Source organism: Shinella sp. GW821-FHT11G07 (assembly GCF_058808115.1).
The window spans coordinates 133,915-158,046 of the sequence record NZ_JBXARJ010000017.1; the positions used below are offsets into that span (position 1 = coordinate 133,915).

General features: G+C 62.8%; 20 protein-coding genes. 10 read left to right on the plus strand and 10 right to left on the minus strand.

All coding sequences use genetic code 11. The features are described 5' to 3' along the window. The 4 genes from AC1RT2_RS26910 to AC1RT2_RS26925 form a co-directional block, all read right to left on the minus strand. Positions 1-783, minus strand: coding sequence for an ABC transporter permease (locus AC1RT2_RS26910; protein ID WP_069058270.1), 783 nt, complete (start codon positions 781-783; stop codon positions 1-3). After that, on the minus strand, positions 780-1,670 hold the full coding sequence (locus tag AC1RT2_RS26915) for an ABC transporter permease (protein ID WP_069058271.1): 891 nt from the start codon (positions 1,668-1,670) through the stop codon (positions 780-782). Before AC1RT2_RS26915 ends, AC1RT2_RS26910 begins: the two co-directional genes overlap by 4 nt. Before the next feature lie 84 nt (positions 1,671-1,754). Next, positions 1,755-2,858: an ABC transporter substrate-binding protein gene (locus AC1RT2_RS26920; RefSeq protein ID WP_493106925.1), complete on the minus strand. Its 1,104-nt coding sequence runs from the start codon at positions 2,856-2,858 to the stop codon at positions 1,755-1,757. A gap of 103 nt (positions 2,859-2,961) precedes the next feature. Further along, positions 2,962-3,840 (minus strand): MurR/RpiR family transcriptional regulator, encoded by an 879-nt coding sequence (locus AC1RT2_RS26925; RefSeq protein WP_493106953.1) that lies wholly within the window; start codon positions 3,838-3,840, stop codon positions 2,962-2,964. A gap of 190 nt (positions 3,841-4,030) precedes the next feature. On the opposite strand from AC1RT2_RS26925, the gene AC1RT2_RS26930 reads away from it, so the two are divergent. The 8 genes from AC1RT2_RS26930 (at position 4,031) to AC1RT2_RS26965 (ending at position 14,253) form a co-directional block, all read left to right on the plus strand. Then, the gene (locus AC1RT2_RS26930; protein WP_493106927.1) at positions 4,031-4,789 is read left to right on the plus strand and encodes an N-formylglutamate amidohydrolase; all 759 of its coding nucleotides are present in this window, start codon (positions 4,031-4,033) and stop codon (positions 4,787-4,789) included. 119 nt (positions 4,790-4,908) lie between these two features. Then, entirely contained in the window at positions 4,909-6,492 is a 1,584-nt protein-coding gene (locus AC1RT2_RS26935) for an amino acid permease (protein WP_493106929.1), read from the plus strand. A 100-nt stretch (positions 6,493-6,592) separates the two neighbouring features. Next, positions 6,593-7,957, plus strand: coding sequence for a glutamine synthetase family protein (locus AC1RT2_RS26940; RefSeq protein ID WP_150130017.1), 1,365 nt, complete (start codon positions 6,593-6,595; stop codon positions 7,955-7,957). A gap of 118 nt (positions 7,958-8,075) precedes the next feature. Next, positions 8,076-9,455, plus strand: coding sequence for an aldehyde dehydrogenase family protein (locus tag AC1RT2_RS26945; protein ID WP_493106931.1), 1,380 nt, complete (start codon positions 8,076-8,078; stop codon positions 9,453-9,455). Positions 9,456-9,460: 5 nt separating this feature from the next. Beyond that, the gene (locus tag AC1RT2_RS26950; RefSeq protein ID WP_493106933.1) at positions 9,461-10,606 is read left to right on the plus strand and encodes an iron-containing alcohol dehydrogenase; all 1,146 of its coding nucleotides are present in this window, start codon (positions 9,461-9,463) and stop codon (positions 10,604-10,606) included. Positions 10,607-10,774: 168 nt separating this feature from the next. Beyond that, complete coding sequence (locus AC1RT2_RS26955; RefSeq protein WP_493106935.1) at positions 10,775-11,533, plus strand: AAA family ATPase; 759 nt, start codon at positions 10,775-10,777, stop codon at positions 11,531-11,533. A gap of 220 nt (positions 11,534-11,753) precedes the next feature. After that, complete coding sequence (locus AC1RT2_RS26960; RefSeq protein WP_493106937.1) at positions 11,754-12,470, plus strand: AAA family ATPase; 717 nt, start codon at positions 11,754-11,756, stop codon at positions 12,468-12,470. A 259-nt stretch (positions 12,471-12,729) separates the two neighbouring features. After that, entirely contained in the window at positions 12,730-14,253 is a 1,524-nt protein-coding gene (locus tag AC1RT2_RS26965) for a globin-coupled sensor protein (protein WP_069058280.1), read from the plus strand. A gap of 57 nt (positions 14,254-14,310) precedes the next feature. Here the strand turns inward: AC1RT2_RS26965 and AC1RT2_RS26970 are convergent, their stop codons facing one another. Together AC1RT2_RS26970 and AC1RT2_RS26975 are read right to left on the minus strand one after the other, a co-directional pair. Then, positions 14,311-15,504: a glycoside hydrolase family 5 protein gene (locus tag AC1RT2_RS26970; RefSeq protein WP_493106940.1), complete on the minus strand. Its 1,194-nt coding sequence runs from the start codon at positions 15,502-15,504 to the stop codon at positions 14,311-14,313. Between the two features lie 177 nt (positions 15,505-15,681). Next, positions 15,682-17,058, minus strand: a complete 1,377-nt coding sequence (locus tag AC1RT2_RS26975; protein ID WP_493106955.1) for a L,D-transpeptidase family protein — start codon at positions 17,056-17,058, stop codon at positions 15,682-15,684. Between the two features lie 281 nt (positions 17,059-17,339). On the opposite strand from AC1RT2_RS26975, the gene AC1RT2_RS26980 reads away from it, so the two are divergent. After that, the gene (locus AC1RT2_RS26980; RefSeq protein WP_493106942.1) at positions 17,340-18,194 is read left to right on the plus strand and encodes a DUF4432 family protein; all 855 of its coding nucleotides are present in this window, start codon (positions 17,340-17,342) and stop codon (positions 18,192-18,194) included. A 72-nt stretch (positions 18,195-18,266) separates the two neighbouring features. Next, complete coding sequence (locus tag AC1RT2_RS26985; protein WP_444797039.1) at positions 18,267-18,605, plus strand: protein tyrosine phosphatase family protein; 339 nt, start codon at positions 18,267-18,269, stop codon at positions 18,603-18,605. Between the two features lie 198 nt (positions 18,606-18,803). On the opposite strand, the gene AC1RT2_RS26990 is transcribed toward AC1RT2_RS26985, so the two are convergent. From AC1RT2_RS26990 to AC1RT2_RS27005, 4 genes are all read right to left on the minus strand, one after another. Continuing rightward, positions 18,804-20,453 carry a thiamine pyrophosphate-binding protein gene (locus tag AC1RT2_RS26990; protein ID WP_069058285.1) on the minus strand — a complete coding sequence of 550 codons (1,650 nt, stop codon included), beginning with the start codon at positions 20,451-20,453 and terminating at the stop codon, positions 18,804-18,806. After that, positions 20,450-21,646, minus strand: coding sequence for a succinate--glutarate CoA-transferase (gene caiB, locus AC1RT2_RS26995; RefSeq protein ID WP_493106944.1), 1,197 nt, complete (start codon positions 21,644-21,646; stop codon positions 20,450-20,452). Before caiB ends, AC1RT2_RS26990 begins: the two co-directional genes overlap by 4 nt. Before the next feature lie 163 nt (positions 21,647-21,809). Continuing rightward, on the minus strand, positions 21,810-22,754 hold the full coding sequence (locus AC1RT2_RS27000) for a DMT family transporter (protein ID WP_493106946.1): 945 nt from the start codon (positions 22,752-22,754) through the stop codon (positions 21,810-21,812). After that, a complete protein-coding gene (locus AC1RT2_RS27005) occupies positions 22,751-23,710 on the minus strand; it encodes an alpha/beta hydrolase (protein WP_493106957.1) in 960 nt (319 codons plus the stop codon). The genes AC1RT2_RS27000 and AC1RT2_RS27005 overlap by 4 nt, the downstream gene beginning before the upstream one ends. Positions 23,711-24,132: the final 422 nt, after the last annotated feature.

Below are 24,132 nucleotides of genomic sequence, written 5' to 3' on the forward strand. Positions count from 1 at the left end.
TTAGGCGGCGCTTTGCGCGCCCTTCTGGAAACGGGAAACAAGCTGGATCAAGCCGAGGCAGCCCCAGGTCAAGGCGAAGGACATCACGGCGAGCGCCGCCGGTTCATAGGCACGGTTGGCGCCGAGCAGCTGCATGTAGGGCCCGAATGCCGGACGATTGAGCAGGGCGGCCATGGTGAACTCGCCGATGACGATGGCGAAGGTCAGGAAGGCGCCGGAGAGAACCGCGACCAGCACGTTCGGCAGGATGATCTTTGCCAGGATCGTCGTCCAGCCGGCGCCGAGGCTCTGGGCGGCTTCGGTCAGCGTGGCTATGTCGATGGAGCGCAGACCGGTATCGACCGAGCGGTACATGTAGGGCAGCGACAGCGTTGCGTAGCCGAACATCAGGAGGATGTTCGTGCCGGTGATCGAGCCGGTCAGCGGCAGCCAGCTCGACGTGTTGTAGAGCCGGATATAGCCGAAGACGATGACGATCGCCGGGATGACCAGCGGCAGCAGCGTGATGAACTCGATATAGGGGCGAAGGCCCGGCAGCTTCAGACGCACCCAGTAGGCAGTGGGCACCACCAGCAGCACGCCGAAGATGATCGTCGCGAGCGCCATCAGGATGGAATATGTGAAGGTTTCCTGGAAGCGCGGGTCGCCGAGCACGACCGCATAGGCGTCGAACGAATAGACGCCGCGACGCATCTTCAAGGAGAAATTGGTCATGCCGAGCAGCGGCAGGATGAAATAGAGCAGCCCGAAGATGAGGGCGCCCCAGGCCCAGAACTTCTTCATTTCAGCCACCTTTCGCTGCGGGCGCGAAGCCAAATGTAGATCGTGTTGGCGATGCCGGTCACAACGATCATGCCGAAGGCCAGCGCATAGCCGAGATGCGGATTGCCAAGCACGTCACCGCGGATCTGCGCGAACAACAGGATCGGCACGATGTTGAGCGAGGAGCCGGTCAGCGCGATTGCCGTCGCAACAGCGCCGAAGGCATTGGCGAAGAGCAGCGCCAGCGTACCGAGGAAGGAGGGCAGCAGGATCGGGAAGGCGACCATGCGCCAGTATTGGGTATTTGTCGCGCCAAGGATCTGGGCGGCTTCGCGCCACTCGCGCTTCAGGCCGTCGAGGGCCGGCGTAATGATGAGGATCATCAGCGGGATCTGGAAGAACAGGTAGGTGACCGTCAGGCCCCAGAAGGAGAGGATGTTGAAGCCGAGTGCGCGCAGGTCGATGCCGATCTGCGTCTTCAGGAACACGGTCAGAAGGCCGACCGGGCCGAGCGTCGCGAGAAAGGCGAAGGCGAGCGGTACGCCGGCAAAGTTGGAGGCGACGCCGGAAAAGGTCAGCAGCGGGCCGCGGATCCACTTCGGTAGGCCACCGAGTACCGCGGCGGCAGCGACGGAAAAGCCGATCAGGCAGCCGAGAAGCGCGGAGGCGATGCTGATCTTGATCGAGATCCAGTAAGCCGAAAGGATCGACGTGGTGAAGAGGCCACGGATGTTGTCCAGGGTGAAGCTTCCGTCCGGTGTCTGGAAGGCGCCGATGACGATGCGCATCGTCGGCATGATCAGGAACAACAGGACGAAGATCGCGAACGGTGCCGCGCCCAGCCAATGCAGCGGGAGGCGGAAGGGCGCTCGCGTTTGAGGTGTCGCGGCTGAGCTGTCTGATGACATTAAGAAAACCTCGAGAGGGTTGCCGTCATTGGCATACCGCAGACGTCGCCCCGGCCTGATGACCGGGGCGACGCAGGATGTCGTTTACTGCACGTTCGCGCCGACGACGGAATCCCAGGCGCCGGTGACGGCAGCCTTGTTGGCGTCTACTTCCTCGAGCGTCGGGAAGTAGGCCTTTTCATAGGATGCTGCCGGCGGCAGGGCGTCGATCAGGTCCTGCGGAACCTTGCCGGCCTTGACCATGGCGTTGAAGCGTGCCGGGTGGCAATAGCCCTTCAGCCAGCCGAGCTGACCTTCGTCGGAGTAGAGGTGCTCCATCCACAGCTTGGCAGCGTTCGGGTGCGGCGCGTAGGCCGAGATACCCTGAACGTAGACGCCGGCGAGGACGCCCGATGCCGGAACGACGACTTCGGTCGGGGGGTTGCCGTTGAGGGTCTTGGCCCAGCCGAGTGCGTTGTAGTCCCAGGCGATGACGATCGGGGTCGAACCCTGAGCGAGCGTGCCCGACTTGCCGATGACCGGAACGAAGTTGCCGGCCTTGTTCAGCTCGGCGAAGTAGGCGAGGCCAGCTTCACCGGCTTCCTTGCCGGACTTTGCACCCTTGCCGAGACCGGCGGCGAGAACACCGAGAATGGCCTGGTTCGACGCGCGCGGGTCGCCGGCGAGGGCAACCTGTCCGGCATATTCCGGCTTCAGGAGGTCGGCCCAATCCTTTGGCGTGTTGGCAACGAGGTCCTTGTTCACCAAAAGCGACATCACGCCGTAATAGTCGCCGTACCAGAAGCCTTCGGCGTCCTTGATGGTATCCGGGATCTCGTCCCAGGTGGAGACCTTGTAGGGCTGCAGCAGGCCTTCGGCCTTTGCCTGCGGACCGAAGGCGAGACCGACGTCGATTACGTCGGGCGACTGCGGGCCCTTGTTGTCCTTGTTGGCCTTGATCGCTTCAACTTCATCGGCCGAACCGGCGTCAGGGTTCAGTTCGTTGACCTGGATTTCCGGATACTTCGCCTTGAAGGAGGCGATGACGTCACCGTAGCCGCACCAGTCGTGCGGCAGTGCGATCGTCGTCAGCATGCCTTCCTTTTTCGCAGCTTCGATGAGCTCGGCGCTCGGCTCGGCGAGGGCGAGTGACGGAAGCGCGATCGCCAGGGCAGTGGAGAGCGAAAGCAGACGTTTCGTTTGTGACATCACGGGTGTTCTCCTTTGGTGTGTCAGTCAACTTCGGCGAAGCTGATACTGGTGGCAGATGAAGGTTATGTGACAGTTTTGTTTCGGTTTTTTCGTATGTCTGTCAGGATTTGCCGGGCGCCTCCGGCCGAGGCTTGCGGAAAAGCCGGCTGGCCTCGAAGAGGCCCTCCAGCGTCTTCATTCGGCCGCTGGTTTCTTCCCAGCCCGAACTCTGCACCGCTTCGATCAGCGCTTCGACGATGAACAGCGTCACGACGGACGAATCCCACGCTGACGGCGCCTCGATATGGACCCGGAAAACCTTCGCAGCCACCTTGGCGACGGGCGAGGCCCATTGGTCGGTGAAGAGGACGATTTCCACGCCGCGCTCGCGCGCCACCCGGCCGAGCGTCTCCATTTCCTGCTCGTAGCGGCGGATATCGAAGATCACCAGCACGTCGCCGGCCTTCATGTTCAGCACATAATGCGGCCAGGAGCTGGGATTGGAGGCGATCTGCGTGACGTTCGGGCGGATGACCTGGAGATGCGTGAAGAGATAGTCGGCAAGCGCCTTCGTGATGCGGCCGCCGATGATGTAGATGCTGCGCTGGCGATCGGCCAGCAGGGTGGCGGCGCTGTCGAATTCGGCGGTTTCCATCTGCGAGAGCGTCTGGCGCAGATTGGTCATGATCGCGTCGGCGAAGCGGTTCAGGATATGCGTGCCCGGCGCCTTGGCCGCCCAGCGGTCGTGCTTGGTGATCGGGTTCGAAAGCGTGGCTTCCAGCTCATGGTGCAGGCGGGCCTGGAAATCCGGAAAGCCGCGAAAGCCGAGCTTCTGCACCATGCGCGCAACGGTCGGCGTGGACACGCCGGCGTTCTCCGCGACAGTCGTGATGCTGCCGAGGCCGGAGACGGGGTAGTTGTCGAGCAGTGACGTGGCCAGCTGCCTTTCGGCGCGCGTCAGCGAGTCGAAATGGGCATTGATCACATCCGACACCGTCATGGATGCTTGGTTGAGAGTCAAATTGTTCCCCTGCACCCGGTCTTCGCCGGGGTTTTCGAAATAAAACGCGCTGTCACAATTCGAGTCAAATGTTTTTTTGAAGAGATTTTTTCATTCCCCCGTTGACAGCGGCCGAACTGTGAAGAATTCTTTTCAGTAATGACAAAAGCCGGTCGAGGGGATCAGGCTCATGGGAATTCTGACTGGAGAGGAGGGCGACCCTGTCGCCCTTGAAAACGCGTCTGCACGGGGCCGGGTCATTCTTGTCTGCGAGCACGCATCGCGTCTTCTGCCCAAATCGCTCGGCACGCTCGGCCTGTCCGACGAGGCGCTGGCGAGCCACATCGCCTGGGATCCGGGTGCGCTCGCCGTGTCGCGCTTGATGGCGAAGAGCCTTGATGCCACACTGATTTTCCAGCGTTTTTCCCGCCTCGTCTATGATTGCAACCGCCCGCCGGAATCGCCGGCCGCCATGCCGGAAAAGAGCGAGGTCTTTGATGTTTCCGGTAATATCGGCCTCGACCAGGCGGCGCGCGACGCCCGCACGGAAGCGCTCTACCTGCCGTTCCGCGAAAAACTGTCCCGTTTGGTGAAGGACCGGGTCGCAGAGGGCAGGGCGCCTGTCATCGTGACCATGCACAGTTTTACGCCGGTCTATTTCGGCAAGCCGCGGGCTGTCGAGATCGGCGTCCTGCATGATGCGGATACGCGCCTCGCCGATGCGATGCTGGCTGCGGCCGGCACCGGTGGCCTCTACGATACCCGTCGCAACGAGCCCTATGGACCGGAAGACGGCGTGACGCATACGCTGAAGGAGCACGGCCTTTCCAACGGCCTGCTGAACGTGATGATCGAGGTCCGCAACGACCTCATTCGAGATGAAGTCGACCAGAGGGTCGTGGCCGACTATCTGACGGGATTGCTCATCGAGAGCCTTCCCGCCGCATAACAAAGAAAAAGACCCGGGGAGCGGCATGTCCGCGGCGCATATCCCACGCATTTCGTGGGCCTCAGACACAGGCGGACCTCGGCAATTCCGCCAGGGACCAGTCGATACAGGGGAAAAACATGTCAGGTTATTCGGATAACGATAAACATGAGGATATGCAGGTCCTGCATTCCATGGGCTATGCGCAGGAACTCGAGCGGCGGATGAGTCAGTTCTCGAACTTTGCCGTGTCCTTTTCGATCATTTGCATTCTTTCCGGCGGCATCAATTCGCTGGCGCAGGCGACATCCGGCGCGGGGGGCGCTGCGATCGGCATCGGCTGGCCGCTCGGCTGCTTCATTTCGCTCGTTTTCGCCGTCGCCATGGCACAGATCAGCTCGGCCTATCCGACGGCCGGCGGCCTTTACCACTGGGGTTCGATCCTCGGCAACCGCTTTACCGGCTGGCTGACCGCCTGGTTCAACCTGCTCGGTCTCGTTACCGTGCTCGGCGCCATCAATGTCGGCACCTATTATTTCTTCATGGGTTCGTTCGGCACGCCGTATTTCGGTCTTGAGGACACGACCACGACCCGCATCATCTTCCTGGCGGTCATCACCGGCGCGCAGGCGCTCGTGAACCACATGGGCATCGGCCTCACGGCCAAGCTGACGGACTTCTCCGGCTACCTGATCTTCGCCACGTCGATCCTGCTCGCCATCGTCTGCCTCATTGCAGCCGACAGCTACGATATCGGCCGCCTCTTCACCTTCTCGAACTATTCCGGTGCGGCTGGCGGCAACGTCTGGCCGGAAAATTCCGGCACCTGGGTGTTCCTGCTGGGTCTGCTGCTGCCGATCTACACGATCACCGGCTACGACGCCTCGGCGCACACCTCGGAAGAAACCGTCAAGGCGGCGACGTCCGTGCCGCGCGGCATGGTCTCCTCCGTGCTGTGGTCTGCCCTTTTCGGCTACATCATGCTGTGCTCCTTCGTTCTGATGATCCCGGCTTCGGTCACCAATGCCGACGGCACCACCACCGAAGGCATGGCGGCTGCGGCAGCGCAGGGCTGGAACGTCTTCTTCTGGACGATGGACACGCAGGTTCATCCGGTGGTGAAGGATGTTCTCTACTTCTTCATCCTGATTGCCCAGTGGCTGTGCGGCCTCGCAACGGTCACGTCCGTTTCGCGCATGATCTTCGCCTTCTCGCGTGACGGCGGCCTGCCGTTCTCGCGCGGCCTGTCGAAGGTAAGCCCGAACTACCGCACGCCGGTTGCCGCCATCTGGACCGGTTCCATCCTGTCGGTGCTGTTCGTCTGGGGTTCGTCGCTCGTCTCGATCGGCGAGACGCCGGTCTATACGGTCGTCGTATCGTGCACGGTCATCTTCCTGTTCTTCTCCTTCGCGATCCCGATTGCGCTCGGCCTCTTCGCCTGGGGCACATCGAAGTGGGACAAGATGGGTCCGTGGAACCTCGGCGAAGGCGTCTTCAAGCTGTTCGCCATCCTGTCGATCATCGCCATGGTGCTGATCTTCGTTCTCGGCATCCAGCCGCCGAACGACTGGGCGCTCTACATCACCGTCGGCTTCCTCGTCCTGACCGCGATCATCTGGTTCGGCCTTGAAAACCGCCGCTTCAAGGGCCCGCCGATCGGTGCCGAAGTCGCCCGTCGCCAGGCCGAGATCGCTGCCGCCGAAAAGGCTGTCGGCCAGGTCTGACTATTTTTAGCGCGGGGGCCGTGCATGCGGCCCCCGTTTTCATTTCCGACCGACGCGCGGCGAATGCCGGGCACCATTTCTGGGACCAAGAACCATGAGCATGACCTACACATTCGATGATCTGAAGAAGGATGTTGCCGAGGGCCGCATCGACACCGTTCTCGCCTGCCTCGTCGACATGCAGGGCCGCCTCATGGGCAAGCGTTTCCAGGCAGAATATTTTGTCGAGAGCGCCTACGAGGAAACGCATAGCTGCAACTACCTGCTCGCCACCGACATGGAGATGGAGACTGTCTCCGGCTACAAGTCGACGAGCTGGGCTGCCGGTTACGGCGACTACACGATGAAGCCCGACCTTGCCACGCTGCGCAAGCTGCCCTGGCTGGAGGGCACGGCGCTGGTGCTGTGCGACGTGCTCGACCACCATACCCACGCGGAAGTGCCGCATTCGCCGCGCGCCATCCTCAAGAAGCAGGTGAAACGGCTGGAGGCCCTGGGCCTCAAGGCCTTCATGGCGAGCGAACTCGAATTCTTCCTCTTTGACCAGACCTTCGACGATGCCCGCGAAAGCGGCTACCGCGATCTGCGCACCGCGTCCGGCTACAACGAGGACTACCACATCTTCCAGACCACCAAGGAAGAAGACGTCATGCGCGCGCTGCGCAAGGGCCTGCAGGGCGCCGGCATCCCTGTGGAAAACTCCAAGGGCGAGGCGTCGCCCGGCCAGGAGGAAATCAACGTGCGCTATGCCGAGGCCGTCACGATGGCCGACCGGCATTCGATCATCAAGAACGCCACCAAAGAAATCGCCTGGCAGCGCGGCAAGTCCGTGACCTTCCTTGCCAAGTGGAACTACACCGCCGCCGGCTCCTCCTCGCATATCCACCAGTCGCTGTGGAGCCTGGACGGCAAGGAAGCAAAGTTCTTCGACAAGGACGCCAAGTACGGCATGTCGGAGCTGATGCACAACTATGTGGCCGGCCTGCTCGCGCATGCCAGCGAGATTACCTATTTCCTCGCGCCCTATATTAACTCCTATAAGCGCTTCGTTGCCGGCACCTTTGCGCCGACCAAGGCGATCTGGAGCAAGGACAACCGCACGGCCGGCTACCGTCTGTGCGGCGAGGGCACCAAGGGCATCCGCATCGAATGCCGCGTCGGCGGGTCCGACCTCAACCCCTATCTCGCCATGGCGGCGCTGCTCGCGGCCGGTATTGCCGGCATCGAGGAGAAGCTGGAGCTCGAAGCGCCCTTCGTCGGTGACGCCTATGGCGGCAAGGACGCCCGCGAGATTCCGAAGACGCTGCGCGGCGCAACCGCTGCACTGACCGGTTCCAAGATGCTGCGCGAAGCCTTCGGTGATGACGTCATCGATCACTATGTCCGTGCTGCCGAATGGGAGCAGGAAGAGTACGATCGCCGCATCACCGACTGGGAGGTGGCGCGCGGCTTCGAGAGAGCGTAAGGCTGCGGCCAGTCAAGGTCGAACCGGCCCCGGCGTAATCCTTCAGGGATATTTGCCGCGTGGCTGGATCGGCTATTGTCCGGCGCTAAAGTTCATAATCTGAAACAGGAAGTCGATCATGACTGTGATCAAATGCATATCCCCCGTGGATGGCTCGGTTTATGCCGAGCGCGAGGCGATGCCGCTTGCGGCCGCGCAAGAGGTCGTTGCCCGCGCCAAGAAGGCACAGAAGAGCTGGGCGAAGCGTCCGCTTGAAGACCGCATCCAGCTGGTGCTGAAGGGCGTCGCCCGCGTCAACGAGATGGCCGACGAGATCGTGCCGGAAATCGCCTGGCAGATGGGCCGCCCGGTCCGCTACGGCGGTGAGTTCAAGGGTTTCAACGAGCGCTCCAACTATGTCGCGGAGATTGCCGGCTCGTCGCTGGCGCCGATCGTCATCGAGAACAGCGCGCGCTTCGAGCGCCGCATCGAGCGCGAGCCGCATGGCGTCGTTTTCGTCATCGCGCCGTGGAACTATCCCTACATGACGGCGATCAACACGATCGCTCCCGCGCTGATGGCTGGCAATGTCGTCATCATCAAGCACGCCGCCCAAACGCTGCTCGTGGGCGAACGCCTCGTGCGTGCCTTTGCCGAGGCCGGCGTGCCGGAAGACGTCTTCCAGAACGTCTTCCTCGACCATGACACGACCTCCGCGCTGATCGCCGGCAACAGCTTCGACTTCGTCAACTTCACCGGTTCCGTCGAAGGCGGCCGGTCGATCGAGCGCGCCGCCGCCGGTACCTTCACGCCGGTCGGCCTGGAGCTTGGCGGCAAGGATCCGGGTTACGTCATGGAAGACGCCGACCTCGACGCCGCCGTCGACACGCTGATGGACGGCGCCACCTACAATTCCGGCCAGTGCTGCTGCGGCATCGAGCGCGTCTATGTGAACGAGAAGCTTTACGACGCCTTCGTCGAAAAGTCCGTCGCCTGGGTGTCGAACTACAAGCTCGGCAATCCGCTCGATCCGGACACCACCCTCGGCCCGATGGCGCACAAGCGCTTTGCCGCGACCGTGCGGTCGCAGATCGCCGATGCCGTCTCGAAGGGCGCCAAGGCGCTGGTCGACCCGAAACTGTTTCCGGCCGATGACGGCGGCGCTTATGTCGCCCCGCAGGTTCTCGTCGATGTCGATCATTCGATGGAGTTCATGACGGAAGAGACCTTCGGCCCGGCCGTCGGCATCATGAAGGTGAAGAACGACGCGGAAGCGCTCGCGCTGATGAACGACTGCAAATACGGCCTCACCGTCTCGCTCTGGACGAAGGACAGCGACCGCGCCGCGACGATCGCTCGCGATCTGGAGACTGGCACGGTGTTCCAGAACCGCGCCGACTATCTCGACCCGGCGCTCTGCTGGACCGGTGTGAAGGAAACGGGCCGCGGCGGCTCGCTCTCCGTCATCGGCTTCCACAACCTTACCCGACCGAAATCCTACCATTTCAGGAAAGCTTGAAGAGCATGACCATCACCGCCAACTGGAGCTACCCGACCGCGATCAAGTTCGGGGCGGGCCGCATCAAGGAACTCGCTGACCACTGCAAGGCGGTCGGCATGAAGAAGCCGCTGCTCGTCACCGACCGCGGCCTTTCGACGATGCCGATCACGCAGGGCGCGCTCGATATCCTCGCTGCCGCCGGTCTTGGCCGCGCGATGTTCGCCGAGGTCGATCCGAACCCGAACGACAAGAACCTCGAAGCCGGCGTCAAGGCCTACAAGGATGGCGGCCATGACGGCGTCGTCGCCTTCGGCGGTGGCTCCGGCCTCGATCTCGGCAAGGCAATCGCCTTCATGGCCGGCCAGACCCGCCCGGTCTGGGATTTCGAGGATGTCGGCGACTGGTGGACGCGTGCCAATTCCGATGGCATCGCGCCGATCATCGCCGTGCCAACGACGGCCGGCACCGGTTCGGAAGTCGGCCGCGCCTCGGTCATCACCAATTCCGAGACGCACACCAAGAAGGTGATCTTCCATCCGAAGTTCCTGCCTTCGGTGACGATCTGCGACCCGGAACTGACGGTCGGCATGCCGAAGGTCATCACGGCCGGCACCGGCATGGACGCGTTTGCCCATTGCCTCGAAGCCTATTGCTCACCGTTCTACCACCCGATGAGCCAGGGCATCGCGCTTGAAGGCATGCGCCTCGTCAAGGAATACCTGCCGCGCGCCTACAAGGACGGCACGGATATCGATGCCCGCGCCCATATGATGTCGGCCGCCGCCATGGGCGCCGTCGCCTTCCAGAAGGGGCTAGGTGCCATCCACTCGCTGTCGCACCCGGTTGGCGCGATCTACAACACGCACCACGGCATGACCAATGCCGTCGTGATGCCGCCGGTGCTGACCTTCAACCGCCCGGCCATCGAGGCGAAGATCGTCAGCGCTGCCGCCTATCTCGGCATTGCCGGCGGCTTCGACGGCTTCTTCGACTACGTACTGCGCCTGCGCGAAGAACTCGGCGTGCCGGACAAGCTGTCGGCGCTCGGCGTCGGCACCGACCGGATCGACGAAATGTCCGAAATGGCGATCGTCGACCCCACGGCCGGCGGCAATCCGGTGGAGTTGACGCTCGACGCGGCCAAGCGTCTCTTCGCCGAGTGCATCTGAGTTTTGCTTTGACGATCGGGGTGGCGATCAGGAGATCGCCACCCCGATTTTTTTATTACAATTATTACGAATTGCGCCGCATGATGTTTGTCATCAGAATGTCATGCAACTGTCATGATTTGCGCCGCTCCCTGGTGCAGCCTGGCGGTGTGGTGCGGTGTTAGCGTTATGGCAGTCATATCGGTAGCGAACGCCAAGGGCGGTTCGGGCAAGACGACGGCGGCGGTTTTACTTGCCACCGAACTCGTGCAGCGTGGTGCGCGCACCGCTCTTCTCGATTGCGACGAGCTGAAACTGGCGGCAAGCTGGGCGCGCGCCGCACGGCTCGGTGAGGGGCTGAGGCTGCTGGACAATATTGCAGTCTCCAATTTCGCCGGCAATCTCAAGGCCCTGCGCGGCAGCCACGACCACGTCATCATCGACCTGTCGGGCGCGCGCGATGCCTTGGTCGCTTTTGCCGCCAGCCTTTCCGATCTGGTGCTGGTACCCGTCCAGGGTTGCGCGATGGATAGTCGTGGTGCGGCGCATGTGCTGGAACTGGTCGATCTCGTCAGCGCCAATGCCCATCTGCCGATCAAGCGGGCGGTCGTGCTCTCCCGTGTCAATCCGCTCGTTACCACCCGTGCCTTGCGCAATGTGAAGGCCGTGCTCGATGCGGCACGGATTCCTGTCGTCGGTACGCCTGTCATCGAGCGCAGCGCCTTTCGCGACATGTTCGAGACGGGCGGCACGCTCTATTCGATGAATGGTGGCCGGGTAAGCAATCTCGACAAGGCGATCCTCAATATGCAGGTCCTTGCCGATGACGTGCTGCGGCTTGTCGGCGTCGGGGAGGGCGGCAAGACGTGGGCGAAGACCGCCGTTGCCGCTCCTGCGCGCACTGGCCGGTCTTCTTCACCGCCGGAGAGCGTGCCGGCCGGCCCCTGAATTCTTACCGTTAATAATTGACACACGCCCGGAGAATGCTGGTTTTCCGGGCTTTTTTCTTGCGGCCGGCAAACGCTGTTCGTCGTCTCATTAATCTTCGCGATACGAAAATTTCCATTTCGTTAACCATGTTTTGAAAGGTTTGAGTAAGCGGGCGCCATTTGCACAGGGTCGCCTGACGAGAGCGATGAGCAAGCTCGTAGAATTCACGGGGAAAGACATGCCAGTCATCACATTTGCCAATGCCAAGGGCGGCGCGGGCAAGACCACCGCGGCCCTCATCCTGGCCACCGAGCTTGCAAGCCAGGGGCATCGCGTCACCATTCTCGACGCGGACCCGCAGCGCTGGATCAGCCATTGGCACGAGATTTCCGGCCGCCAGCACAATATTGCCGTCATCTCGGAAGTCTCGATGGCCTCCATCCAGTGCCATATCCGCGAGAACCGCGACACGACCGACTATTTCATCATCGATCTCGCCGGTGCCCGCGATGCGCTGGTCGCCACCGCGATAGGCCTTTCGGACCATGTGATGATTCCCGTGCAGGGCTGTGCGATGGACGCACGCGGTGCCGCACAGATCCTTGAACTGCTGAAGCAGCTCGACGAGAAGGCGGGCATCCGCATCAACCACTCGGTCGTGCTCACCCGCATGAATTCGATGGTGACGACGCGTGCCATGACGGCCATCAAGGCCTTGCTCGCATCGCGCGGCGTTGCCGTGCTGGACACGCCGATCGGCGAACGCACCGCCTTCCGTGATATTTTCGACTGCGGCGGCACGCTGTATTCGATGGACCCGGCCAGGGTGAGCAACCTCGACAAGGCCCGCGAAAACGCGCGGCTTTTTGCCGAGGAAGTGCTGCGCCTCATGCCGACGCGCAAGCGGGTTTCCCCGGCACGCGGCTTCTTCCGCACGATCCCGCGCGCGGCCTGAGCGAACAGATTTGACGAACGGCAAAAACGGCTGCGACCAAATGCGCAGCCGTTGTCCCCAATAGGCGCATGGCTTGGTAATGAACAATTTACCATGCCTAACCTAGTGATATTGCGTCTGAAAGCTATTCTCGAAGGCTTTGTGTCTTCGGCGTGATCCATGAGGGGTCGCGGGCGCGAGCGTGCCATTTGGCATTGCCGTCCCGATAGAGCGTTGTCGCTTTCCCCAGTTTCTCGTGTTGCCAGGATACCCAATCAGAATGAAGTCAGCCCCGCAGACTGCCAGCCAGAACCACGATATCGCGCGCCGTCTGGATTATCTCGGCCTCGACGAGCCGGCGCTGAAGCGGTTGCGCAGCCTGAAGCCCTTCATCGAGAAGGAGCTCGGTCCGGCGCTCGACAAGTTCTATGCCGTCGTGCGCAAGAGCCCGGAGGTCAACCACCTCTTCTCCAGCGATGCGCACATCAATCGCGCCAAGACTGCGCAGCTCGGTCACTGGGCAAACATCGCTGCCGGCGATTTCACGCATGACTATGCCGCGAAGGTGCAGACGATCGGCCATGTGCATGCGCGCATCGGCCTGGAGCCGCGCTGGTATATCGGCGGCTATGCGCTGATCGTCGAGCATCTCCTGGCGGAAGCGGTGAAATCACTTTGGCCGAAACAGGGGTTTTTCAGCCGCCAGGAAATCACGCCGGAGGAGTTTGCGGCGAAATTTTCCAGCCTGCTCAAGGCCATGTTCCTCGACATGGACCTTTCCATCTCCGTCTATATGGACACATCCGACGTCACCAAGCAGCAGGCAGTGCAGGCGCAGGTCGTTGCCGAGGAGCGCAAGATCGTCGGCGACAGTTTCGGTGCGGCGCTGAAGCGGATTTCGGATGGCGACCTCACCGCGCGCATCACCGGGCCGCTGCCGGAAGCCTATGAGACGCTGCGCGAAGATTTCAATCACGCCATTTCCACGCTCTCGCAGGCCATCGGCAGCATCGGTGTGGGGGCGGGCTCCATCCATCTGAGTGCCCAGGAGATTGCGGCGGCCTCCGACGACCTCGCCAAGCGCACGGAGCGGCAGGCGGCCAATCTCGAGGAAACCGCGGCCGCCGTCGAAGAGGTGACCACCACGGTGCGCCAGACGGCGCAGAGCGCCAACGAGGCGAATGCGCTCGTCATGGCGGCGCGCGACAATGCGCAGCGCGGCGGCGAAGTCGTGGAACATGCAATTGTCGCCATGGGCGAGATCCAGGCCTCTTCGTCGGCGATCGCCAACATCGTAGAGGTGATCGACGAGATTGCCTTCCAGACGAATCTGCTGGCGCTCAATGCCGGCATCGAGGCGGCGCGGGCAGGCGAGGCGGGACGTGGCTTCGCGGTCGTGGCGTCGGAAGTGCGCGCATTGGCCCAGCGCTGCGCCGATGCCGCCAAGGACATCCAGGACCTGATCGCCAAGTCGCATGGTCAGGTCGAGGATGGGGTGCGCTCGGTCAACGAGGTCGCGCAGTCGCTGCGCCAGATCGTGTCTCAAGTCGTGGACGTAAGCGCCGTCTTCAACACCATCCGCTCCAGCACTGCGGAGCAGGCAACGGGTCTTCAGGCGGTCAACCAGGCGGTCAACGCCATGGACCAGATCACCCAGCAGAATGCGGCGATGGTCGAACAGGCCAATGCCGCGAGCCAGGCGTTGACGCAGGAGGCCGCCTCCATTGCCGCCCAGCTCAGCGCGTTCCGCACCGGCGGTACCGCGCAGCCGGCACACGGTTCAGGTTATCGCCGCGCTGCCTGAGCGTTTTGACGGACTGAAAAGGAAGGCCGGGCGGCGTTTGCATTGCCCGGCCCTTTCTTACTCCTGCATTCGCGCCTTCAGCATATCCATGAGTTTGCCATCGCGGGGCAGCTTTCCAGCCTTGCCTTGTCCGGAGAGCCAGTAGAACTGCCCCGGTTTCACCTTCTCCGGCAGCTCGTAATCCATGCCTTCCCACTCGTCCTCGCGGAAGGAGTAGAAGGCCCAGTGCCCGCCCTTTGCCTCGACAGCATCCATGACGTCGGTGAGATAGGTGCCGCAATCGGCCCACAGCCGCATGCAGCCGAACTCGGCAGCGACCACGCGGGTCGGCGGCAGGCCTTGCGTCTTCGCCCAATCGAAGGCCGTGTTGATGTGGTCCGCAACAGCCTTGCGGTCCCACGTCGTCGTGCTGCCGGCATAGTCCGTTTGCGCGCCGGGATACCGAAGCGGCGTCTCGCGCTTCATGTTCGGCGCGCTCGTCGCGTCATAGGGCTCGTACATGTGGAAGGCATAGAGCACCTTGTCATCAGCGAGCCGCTTCGGCCAGGCGACGAGTGCGCGCGGATTGGCGTAGTAACCGCTATCCACCATCACCGGCGTCACCGGATCGACGGCGCGGATCGCCTCGATGATGCGCGTGTAGAGTTTTGGCAGGTCGCGCGTGCCGCCGGCGTGCTTTTCCTGCCAGGCCCGGATGTCGGCCATCGCACCGTTTTCGGCAAGCCCGGTGGTCTTTTCCGGTGCCGGCTCGTTGATGAGATTGTAGCCGGCGACCGCCGGGTGGTCCTTCAGCGCGGCGGCGAGATCGCTCCAGAATTTCACGGCCTGATCGGCAAAGGCAGGAGCCGACCAGAGCCGGTCGTCGAACTTTTCGCCGTTCTGCTGTTTCCAGCGCGCGCCCGGCAGGCTGAGCGGCGTTATCACGACCTTGAGCCCGGCGGCGTGTGCCGCATCGAGCGTTTCCCGCAACGTGGCGAGGTCCTTCGGCGGTAGATTCTTGTAGTGGTCGGCATCGCCGAGCAGAAAGTCGCGGCCTTCGCCTTTCCATTTGCTGAAGGTGAGGCGGACCCAGGTTGCGCCGGTTGCGGCGAGCGCCTCGAAATAGGCCTTGTCCGGCTCGGAGGCGTTGAAGCTGTTGCCGCCCTTTTGCGGCGTGTCCCAGAAGGTCATGAGATCGGCGGCGGAGGCGGCCTGCGGCATCGCTCCGGCAAGGGTGAGGCAAAGGAGGGTGGTGCGGAATTTTTGCAGCATGGGATACCGGATTGACGGTTGGAAGCGAGATGGTCGCCGCGTTGGGCGACCGTTCGGCTGCTTCGCCGCAAAAACAGGCGTTTTCCGGTTCGCATCATGGCGGAACCGGATTTTCCCCCAGGAAAACAAAAAGCCGGCCCTGAAAGACCGGCTTTGCTTGTTCGTCTTCGATGTTCGTCAGTCGACGAACTCGACCGTCACGCCGGCGCTGGTCATCTTGGCGAGCTCGGTCGCATCCCAGTTGGTCAGGCGGATACAGCCGTGGCTCTGGGTCTTGCCGATCTTCGACGGTTCCGGTGTGCCGTGGATGCCGTAGGTCGGCTTGGAAAGCGCGATCCAGACGGTGCCGACCGGGCCGTTCGGACCGGGCTGCAGCGTCAGCACCTTGTTGTTGGCGCCCTGCTGGAAGTTGATCTTCGGATTGTAGGTGTAGCCGGGATTGAGCGCGATACGCTCGACGGTCACCAGACCTGATGGTGAGGGCGTATCGGCGGAGCCGATGCTGGCCGGGTAGGCGGCAATCAGCGTGCCGTTCTCGTCATAGGCGAGCACCTGCTTGCGGCCCTTGTCGGCGAGGATCTTCGCCACCTTGCCGGTCTTCTTTTCACCGGTATCGACGACCTTGATGATCGTGCCTGGGATCGTGAAGTCGACGCCCGGGTTGATATCCTTCAGATAGGCCTCGTCCATGTGGAACTTTTCGGCCAGCATTTCGATCGTCGAGGTGTAGGAGAGGTGCGGCAGCGCCGCTTTTTCCGCATAGTCGTTCGGAATGGAGGCAACGTAGGGGCCGGCCGCGTCGACAGCGGTGATTTCGTAGGTGGTGAAGGCCATGCCGCCGGAGAGACGCAGGCGCTCCAGAATGTCGTCGGCATTGTTCGGGTCGAGCGTTTCGCCGGTGCCGTTCTGCCAGGCCTCGATCGCCTTGGTGACGTTGGAACCCTTTTTGCCGTCGATCACGCCCGGCGAATAGCCTTCGCGGTCGAGGAAGACCTGAAGCGCCGTAATCTCCGCGGAGGACAGCTTGCCGAGCGCCGTTGCTGGCACGAATTTCGGGCCGGGCACGAATTCGGCGTTGGGATCGACGCTGTTTTCGGGGAGGGCGGCGTTGTCGTCGTTTCCGTTGAAATCCGGCAGAGGCTGCGAACCGCCGAAATCGGCATCCGGCAGGGTCTGGCGCTCGATATCGCCCGGCAGGGCCTCGCGCATTTCCGGCACGGAGCTGGTCGTCAGTTCATCGCCATAGTCGGATTCGGGCGCTGGCGGGAAATAGTCCGGGCTGGTTTCGGGATAGCCGCGCACTTCGCGGTAACGGTCCCGGCGCGGGCGATAGTCGTCGCCGCCACGAGCGAAATAGCGGTCGGCGGGCATGACGGTCGCAACCACATTGCCCCAGTCGTCGACATAGACCGTGCGGCCGCGATTGTCGCGCATCACACGCATGCGGTCGTCGGGAACGTAGTCCAGAATATCGCCATTCGGCGTGATCAGCACCGTGTCGGGTGAGGAATAGCGCTGCTGGGCAACGGCAGGCGTGACGGCGATTCCCAGGATGGATGCCGCTGCGAGGAGCGAAATGCTTGTTTTAATAATAGAATTCACGGCTCTTGACCTGCCAGCTTGCACGTATCGTGCGGACGGAACACTTCAATTCGGACCTTAATATGGAAAAACTGAATCGATGGTGAACGTTACGTCAACACATACTGCAAAAACTTGTGATCGGCCGCGATGGTTCCGTGGAAAGATCGGGACCGAGGTGCTGCACCCCATGGTCTTGCGAACGCCTTGCCACTAGCATGGGTTCCTTTCATCGCTTTCCACCGGAGCCGCGGATGCCCTTCGCCTTGACCGCCGACACGCCCGAGCAATCGTTTCGCCTCGACCTGACGCCGCAATCGGTGCTCGATGTAGGCAGCGCGGTCTTCCATGGCGTCGATCTTTCGCCGGGCTCCGCCGTTCCCACGGATGGCGATCCGCGCATCGACAAGGCGCTGCCGGGTTTCCTGTTCACCTGCGGGCCGGATCACATCCGCCATCCGGTGCCGATCGAGGGGGCTTCCGACGGGCGGCGTTACCCGCTGCATGGTTCGCTGTCATCGAACCCTGCACAGGACATCCTGATCGAGGAGGACGAGGGCGAGGTGATCTGCGAGGCGCGCGTCGCCGTTTCGCTGGCGCAGGGCGGGGCCGCTGCGCTTGCCCGTCGCTGGCGTGCGGACCGCCGCGTCGGCCATATCACCCTCGACGACATCATCAGTAATGTTGGTGACACGCCCTGGCCGCGGTTCGCCATGTACCACATCAATTTCGGCACCGGCCTTTTCGACGAAAACACCCGGCTGAGCGGGGCCATGCTGCCCGGCGGTAGCCTGCCGTGGCGGTTCGGCGATGGTGCTACGCAGATTTTCTGCGTACCGGCGGCCGAGACGGCGGAGCACGGCTGGGCGGAAATCACTGTTGGGCCGATCGCAGCACTTGATGGGCGCAGCGTTCATATCCGCTTCCGCACCGATAGCCTGCCCTATCTTCAAGTCTGGCGGAACCAGTCGCCGGGTTCGGCCGTGCTGGGTATCGAGCCGGTCTCGCATCGCTTTGCGCCGCGCGACGAGTTGATTGCGGCCGGCGACGCGCCGGACTTCGCCCCGGGAGAAAGTGCCAGCTACGGCCTTGCCTTCGAGGTTCGCTAGATTTCGCACGATTGACGCTCTGGCAGTGCGCGCTTAAACGGTGAGCGCCCCTATTTCGGAAAGGACCCATCCATGGATATCCGTGAGATCAACGACGAATATTCCGTCTCCGGCCAGATCACCGTCGAGGATCTCGACGCCGTTGCGGCTATGGGCTTCAAATCCATCGTCTGCCACCGCCCGGACCACGAGGAAGCGGGCCAGCCGGAATTTGCGGCGATCGCCGCCCGTGCCAAGGAACTCGGCATCGAGACGGCCCATGTGCCCGTCGGACCGATGGGTGTCACAGCGGAAGCGGTGAACGGCATGGTCGACGCGCTTGATGACTTGCCGCGCCCGATGCTGGGATATTGCCGCTCCGGTATGCGCTCGACGAAGACCTACGAACAGAGCCAGCGTCTTCGCGGCTGAGGGGACGGAGGGGATTAGCCCCTCATCCGCCTGCCGGCACCTTCTCCCCGCAAGCGGGGCGAAGGATTGTGCCGAACCGGTTTCCTGAAAATATCATCCTGCGAAAAAGAATGGGACAGTGCCTCATCTCCCTTCTCCCCGCTTGCGGGGAGAAGGTCGCAGCAGCGGGATGAGGGGCATCCACGCCCCCGCACAAAGCTATTTCCCGCTGCGAATATCCGAAAGCGTGCGCGTCGGCGTAATGGCTTCCGGATCGAGTTTCACCTCAATGATCGCCGGCTTGCCGCTGGCGCGGGCACGCAGGAATGCGGCGGCGAAATCTTCCGTCTTCTCCACCGTCTCGCCGTGGCCGCCGTAAGCGATGGCGAGTGCTGCAAAGTCCGGATTGGTGAGGTCCGTGGCGCTGACCCGGCCCGGATAGTCCCGTTCCTGATGCATGCGGATCGTGCCGTATATGCCGTTGTTGACAACGACGGTGATGATCGGGAGCTTGTAGCGCACGGCGGTCGCGAATTCCTGTCCGTGCATCATGAAGCAGCCATCGCCGGCAAAGCAGATGACTTCGCGGTCGGGGTGAAGCTGCTTGGCGGCGACCGCGGCCGGCAGGCCGTAGCCCATCGAACCGGAGGTCGGGGCGGCCTGCGTGGCGAAGCGGCGGAAGCGGTGGAAACGGTGCACCCAGGTGGCATAGTTGCCGGCGCCGTTGGTGAAGATCGTGTCCTCCGCTGTGTTTTCCTCCAGCCAGGCCATGATCGGCCCCATCTGCACGTCGCCGGGGCCAGTCATCGGCGGGGTCGACCATTTGAGATAGCTGTCATGCATAGCGGCGGTGCGGGCGGCCCAGCGTGGTGCGGCCTTCGGCGTCAGGGTTTCCAGTGCAGCGACGAAATCGTCCGGCGCGGCGCAGATCGCCAGATCCGGGCGGTAGACACGGCCGAGTTCCGACGGATCGGGATAGACATGCACCAGCTTCTGCTGCGGGTAGGGAACCTTGAGCAGGCTGTAGGTCGAGGACGGCATTTCGGAGTAGCGACCACCGAGCAGGACCACGAGGTCCGCCTCGCGGATTTCCTTGCCCAGTGCCGGGTTGATGCCGATGCCGGAATCGCCTGCGTAGTTGGGGTGCTGGTGATCGAACAGCATCTGCCGGCGGAACGAACAGGCGACCGGCAACGACCAGCGTTCGGCAAAGGCCGTGAAGGCCGCAACGCTCGTCTGCGACCAGCGGGTGCCGCCGAGGATGACGAGGGGGCGTTCGGCCGCTTCGAGCAGGCCTGCGAGTTCTTCCATCTGCTTGCGGCCCGGATGGGCCTCGACCGGCATGTAGGCCTTCGCGGCGACCGTCTCGACCGTATCCGTCAGCATGTCTTCCGGCAGCGCCAGCACGACAGGGCCGGGCCGGCCGGAGGTGGCGACGGCGAAGGCGCGGGTGATGAATTCCGGAATGCGGCGCGCATCGTCGATCTCGGCCACCCATTTGGCGACCTCGGTGAAGGCGCGGCGGTATTCGACCTCCTGGAAGGCCTCGCGCTCGCGCGCATCGCGCTGCACCTGCCCGATGAACAGGATCATCGGAATGGAATCCTGCCGCGCGATGTGCAGGCCGGCTGATGCGTTGGTGGCACCGGGGCCACGCGTGACCATGCAGATGCCAGGTTCGCCGGTAAGCCGGCCCCAGCAATCCGCCATCATCGCCGCCCCGCCTTCCTGGCGGCAGACGAGCACGTCGACATCCGTATCATGCAGCGCATCGAGCACCGCGAGATAGCTTTCGCCCGGCACGCAGGCAACACGCTTGACGCCGTTGGCTACGAGGGCGTCGACGATCAACTGGCCACCGGTCTTCATGCGCTGTTCTTTCCTGCTTCGAGAATGCTGAGTTCCGCCATAACGGCATCGGTATGTTCGCCAAGCCGCGGGCTCGGCCGGTCGTAGGCGAGCGGTGTGCCGGAAAACACGATGGGTGTGCGCACGCCCGGGATAAGGTTGCCGTCGGCATCCGGCAGGTCGACGCGAAGCCCGCGCGCTTTCACCTGCGGGTCATCGAAGGTTTCGGCGATGGAGTTGATCGGCCCGGCGGGCACGCCCTCGCGCTCGCAGGCGTCGAGCAGGTCGGCCTTGGTGATGCGCGCCGTCGCACCCGTGACCAGGCGGCGAACCTCGTCGCGGTTGGCGACACGGGCGCGGTTCGTGGCGAAGCGCTCATCCTCGCCGACACCATCGAGCTTCAGGATGCCGCAGAGCTTGCGGAACTGTCCGTCATTGCCGACCGCAAGGATGATGTGCCCATCGGCTGTCGGCACGACCTCGTAGGGCGAGATGTTCGGATGTGCATTGCCGAGCCGGTTCGGCGCCTTGCCGGAGGCGAGAAAATTCATGTTCTGGTTCGCCATGACGGCCGACTGCACATCGAGCAGCGCCATGTCGACATGCTGGCCTTCGCCGGTCTTCATGACATGGATGAGGGCAGCCTGGATGGCGGTGACGGCATAGATGCCGGTAAAGATGTCGGCGATGGCGACGCCCGCCTTCATCGGCTCGCCGTCCGGGGCGCCCGTCACGGACATGAAGCCGGACATGCCCTGCACGATATAGTCGTAGCCGGCGCGGGCCGCGTAGGGACCGTCCTGGCCGAAACCGGTGATCGAGCAATAGATGAGTTTGGGGTGCTTTTGGGCGAGGCTCTGGTAGTCGAGCCCGTATTTCACGAGGCCGCCGACCTTGAAATTCTCGATGACCACATCGGCGGTGGCAATCAGCCGGTGGACGGTGTCGCGGCCTTCCTCCGTCTTGAGGTCAACGGCGATGGAGCGCTTGCCGCGGTTGGTGGAGTGGTAGTAGGCGGCAGACAGGTTTGCGCCGTCCTTGCCCATCACGAAGGGTGGCCCCCAGGCGCGCGTATCGTCGCCGCCATCGGGGTTTTCGATCTTGATGACGTCCGCACCGAGATCGGCCAGCATCTGGCCGGCCCAGGGACCGGCGAGAACCCGCGCCAGTTCGATGACCCGGATACCGGCAAGCGGCAGGTTCGTTTTCTCCATCGTGCACTCCTCCTCGACGGGTGCCGGGCACGCCGCCGGGCTTTTCGCCCATTTTCACTCTGGATAACAAAAAGCCGGCGGGCACGATAGCGGCAGGGGATAAGGACATCATGACGGCTGAGACTGACATGATGCCTTCCACGTTCGCCGGTCTCCACTCTCGTCAGACCGGCATGGAGACGGGTGGTGTCGTTGCCGTCTTGTTCAGTTGCCGTTCGCGCCAGATGACGTAGAGGCCGGAGGCGATGATGATCGCGATGCCGAGCCATTTCACCGCATCCGGCAGGTGGCCGAACACCCACCAGCCGAGAATGGTGGCCGAGACGATCTCGAGATATTGCAGCGGGGCCAGCGTGGAGGCGGGTGCTGCACGATAGGCATAGACGCCGAGCACGCCGGCAATGGTGGCGGCGACGGCGGCACCGGCAATGTAGAGCATATTCGTCATGTCCGGCATGACGGGGGTCAGGAAGGAGATGCCGGCACTGCTGCCGACGAGGAGCAGCGCGCCCGAGAACAGCCCACCCCACAGGCCTGCGTAGAACTGCATCGACCAGGGATCCTCCTTCTGCGCGACGAGCCGAGTCAGCATGAAGAAGAGCGCAAGCGAGAAGGCCGAGACGACCGGCAGCAGTGCGATCAGGCCGACTTCCTGCAGGCTCGGCTGGATGACGAGGAGGGAGCCGAAGAAGCCGACGCCGCAGGCGGTGTAGCGCCGCCAGCCGATGGTTTCCTTCAAAAAGATCGAGCCGAGGATCGTCAGGATGATCGGCTCGACGAAGAAGATGGCGATGGCATCGGCCACTTCCATCACGGCAAGCGGCGTCACGAAGGTGATCATGGTGATGGCCATCAGCAGGCCGCGGGTGGCATGCAGGCCCATCTTTTTCCAGGTCACGTCGAAAAGCGTGCCGCGCATCAGACAGATCGGTACAAGCACCGTCATCTGGAAGAGCAGGCGCACGAAAGTGATTTCGGTCGCGGGCACCGTGGTGACCGCGAGCTTGGCAAAAATGTCGATGATCGGCGAGATCAGCACCGAAAGCACCATGAGGAAAAGCCCGAGACTGACCTCGTGGCGCAGCGGCGTGATGGCGGACATGGTCATGCGTGTTCCGGGGTTCGGGGTCTTTCGCCTGCGACGCGCCGGCACCAGCCGGCAAAGGCTTCGATTGCGGGGTCGCGCAACGCCGGGCTTTCGTTCAGCGTTTCGTGGCGCATGCCGGGATAGACGATCGTGGTCACGTCCTCAAGCCGCGATTTTTTCAGTCGCTCCGCAAAAGCCAGGGTTGCGCGCCCGAAATCCGTCGCGGGATCCTCGGCGCCGCCGACGAGATGGATCGGCAATCGCTTGGGGAGGCGGGCGAGCCCGGCGGCGGAGGCATCGGCGAAGGTGACGGCGAAGATATCGATCCACATCGAGACATTGACGTCGAAGCCGCAGAGCGGATCGGCAATATAGGCATCGACTTCGGCTGGGTCGTGCGACAGCCAGTCGAACGCCGTGCGTCGCCCGGTAATGGATTTGCCCCAGGCATCGAAGGTAAGGCGCGGCAGTACACCGCTGGGAACGTCCGAGCCCTTCAGCATGCGCTCCGCCGCCAGCACGGTTTGCGCGAGGCGTCCCGCCAGTCCCGGTTCTAGGTTCGAGTTCCAGACGGCGAGCCCGTCGATAGCGCTCGGATGGGCCTCGGCGAAGGCGAGGGCAAATAACCCGCCCATCGAATGGCCGAAGAGCACGACGGGCAGACCCGAATGCCGGCTGACCGCATGGTCGCGCACCGTGCGCATGTCGGCGAGGACACGGCTCACGCCATCTCGTGGGGCAAACTGCCCGAGGGGTGCATCCGGCGCTGTGGTGAAGCCATGGCCGCGATGGTCATGCGCATAGACGTGAAAACCTTGCGATGCCATTTGCGCGGCAAAACGGGCGTACCGTGCGCTGTGCTCGGCAAGGCCATGGCTGATGAGCAGGATGCCGCGTGCCTCCCCGCGAGCGGTTTCGTGCCGCAGCGCAAGCGTCGCCCCGCTCGGGCTTTTGAGCGTCTCGGCCTCTGAAAACACGGCTGTTCCTCCCGTTTCCAAAAGGTCAACGCGATTTGCCGTGCAAAGACAATGGGATGCGACGTGTATTTTTTGTGCGCCTCCCGTTTTTCGCGATTTTTCAGATTCCTGGTTGCATTTTCCTGATTTTTGGTTGCATATGATCTTGTTTTGTTCTCGTGCGGGGGGCTGGTCATGAAGACGAATGCTGCACTGACTTTCAACACCGTTTTGTTCTTTTGCGTCATGTGTCTCTCGTGCCTCGTCGGAGGAGTTGGCCTTGCCGTCGCCCAGTCGGCGCCCGCTGGCGGCGGCCAACGGGAAGTCCTCGCCGTCAGTTGGCTGCCCGGCTATTGCGCGGCGCGACTGACCTTGCCCCCAAGTTTTATCCAGTTTTGAGTTCGCTCCAGCGGTTTTTGGTTTCGGTGTTTGCGGCGGTAGCG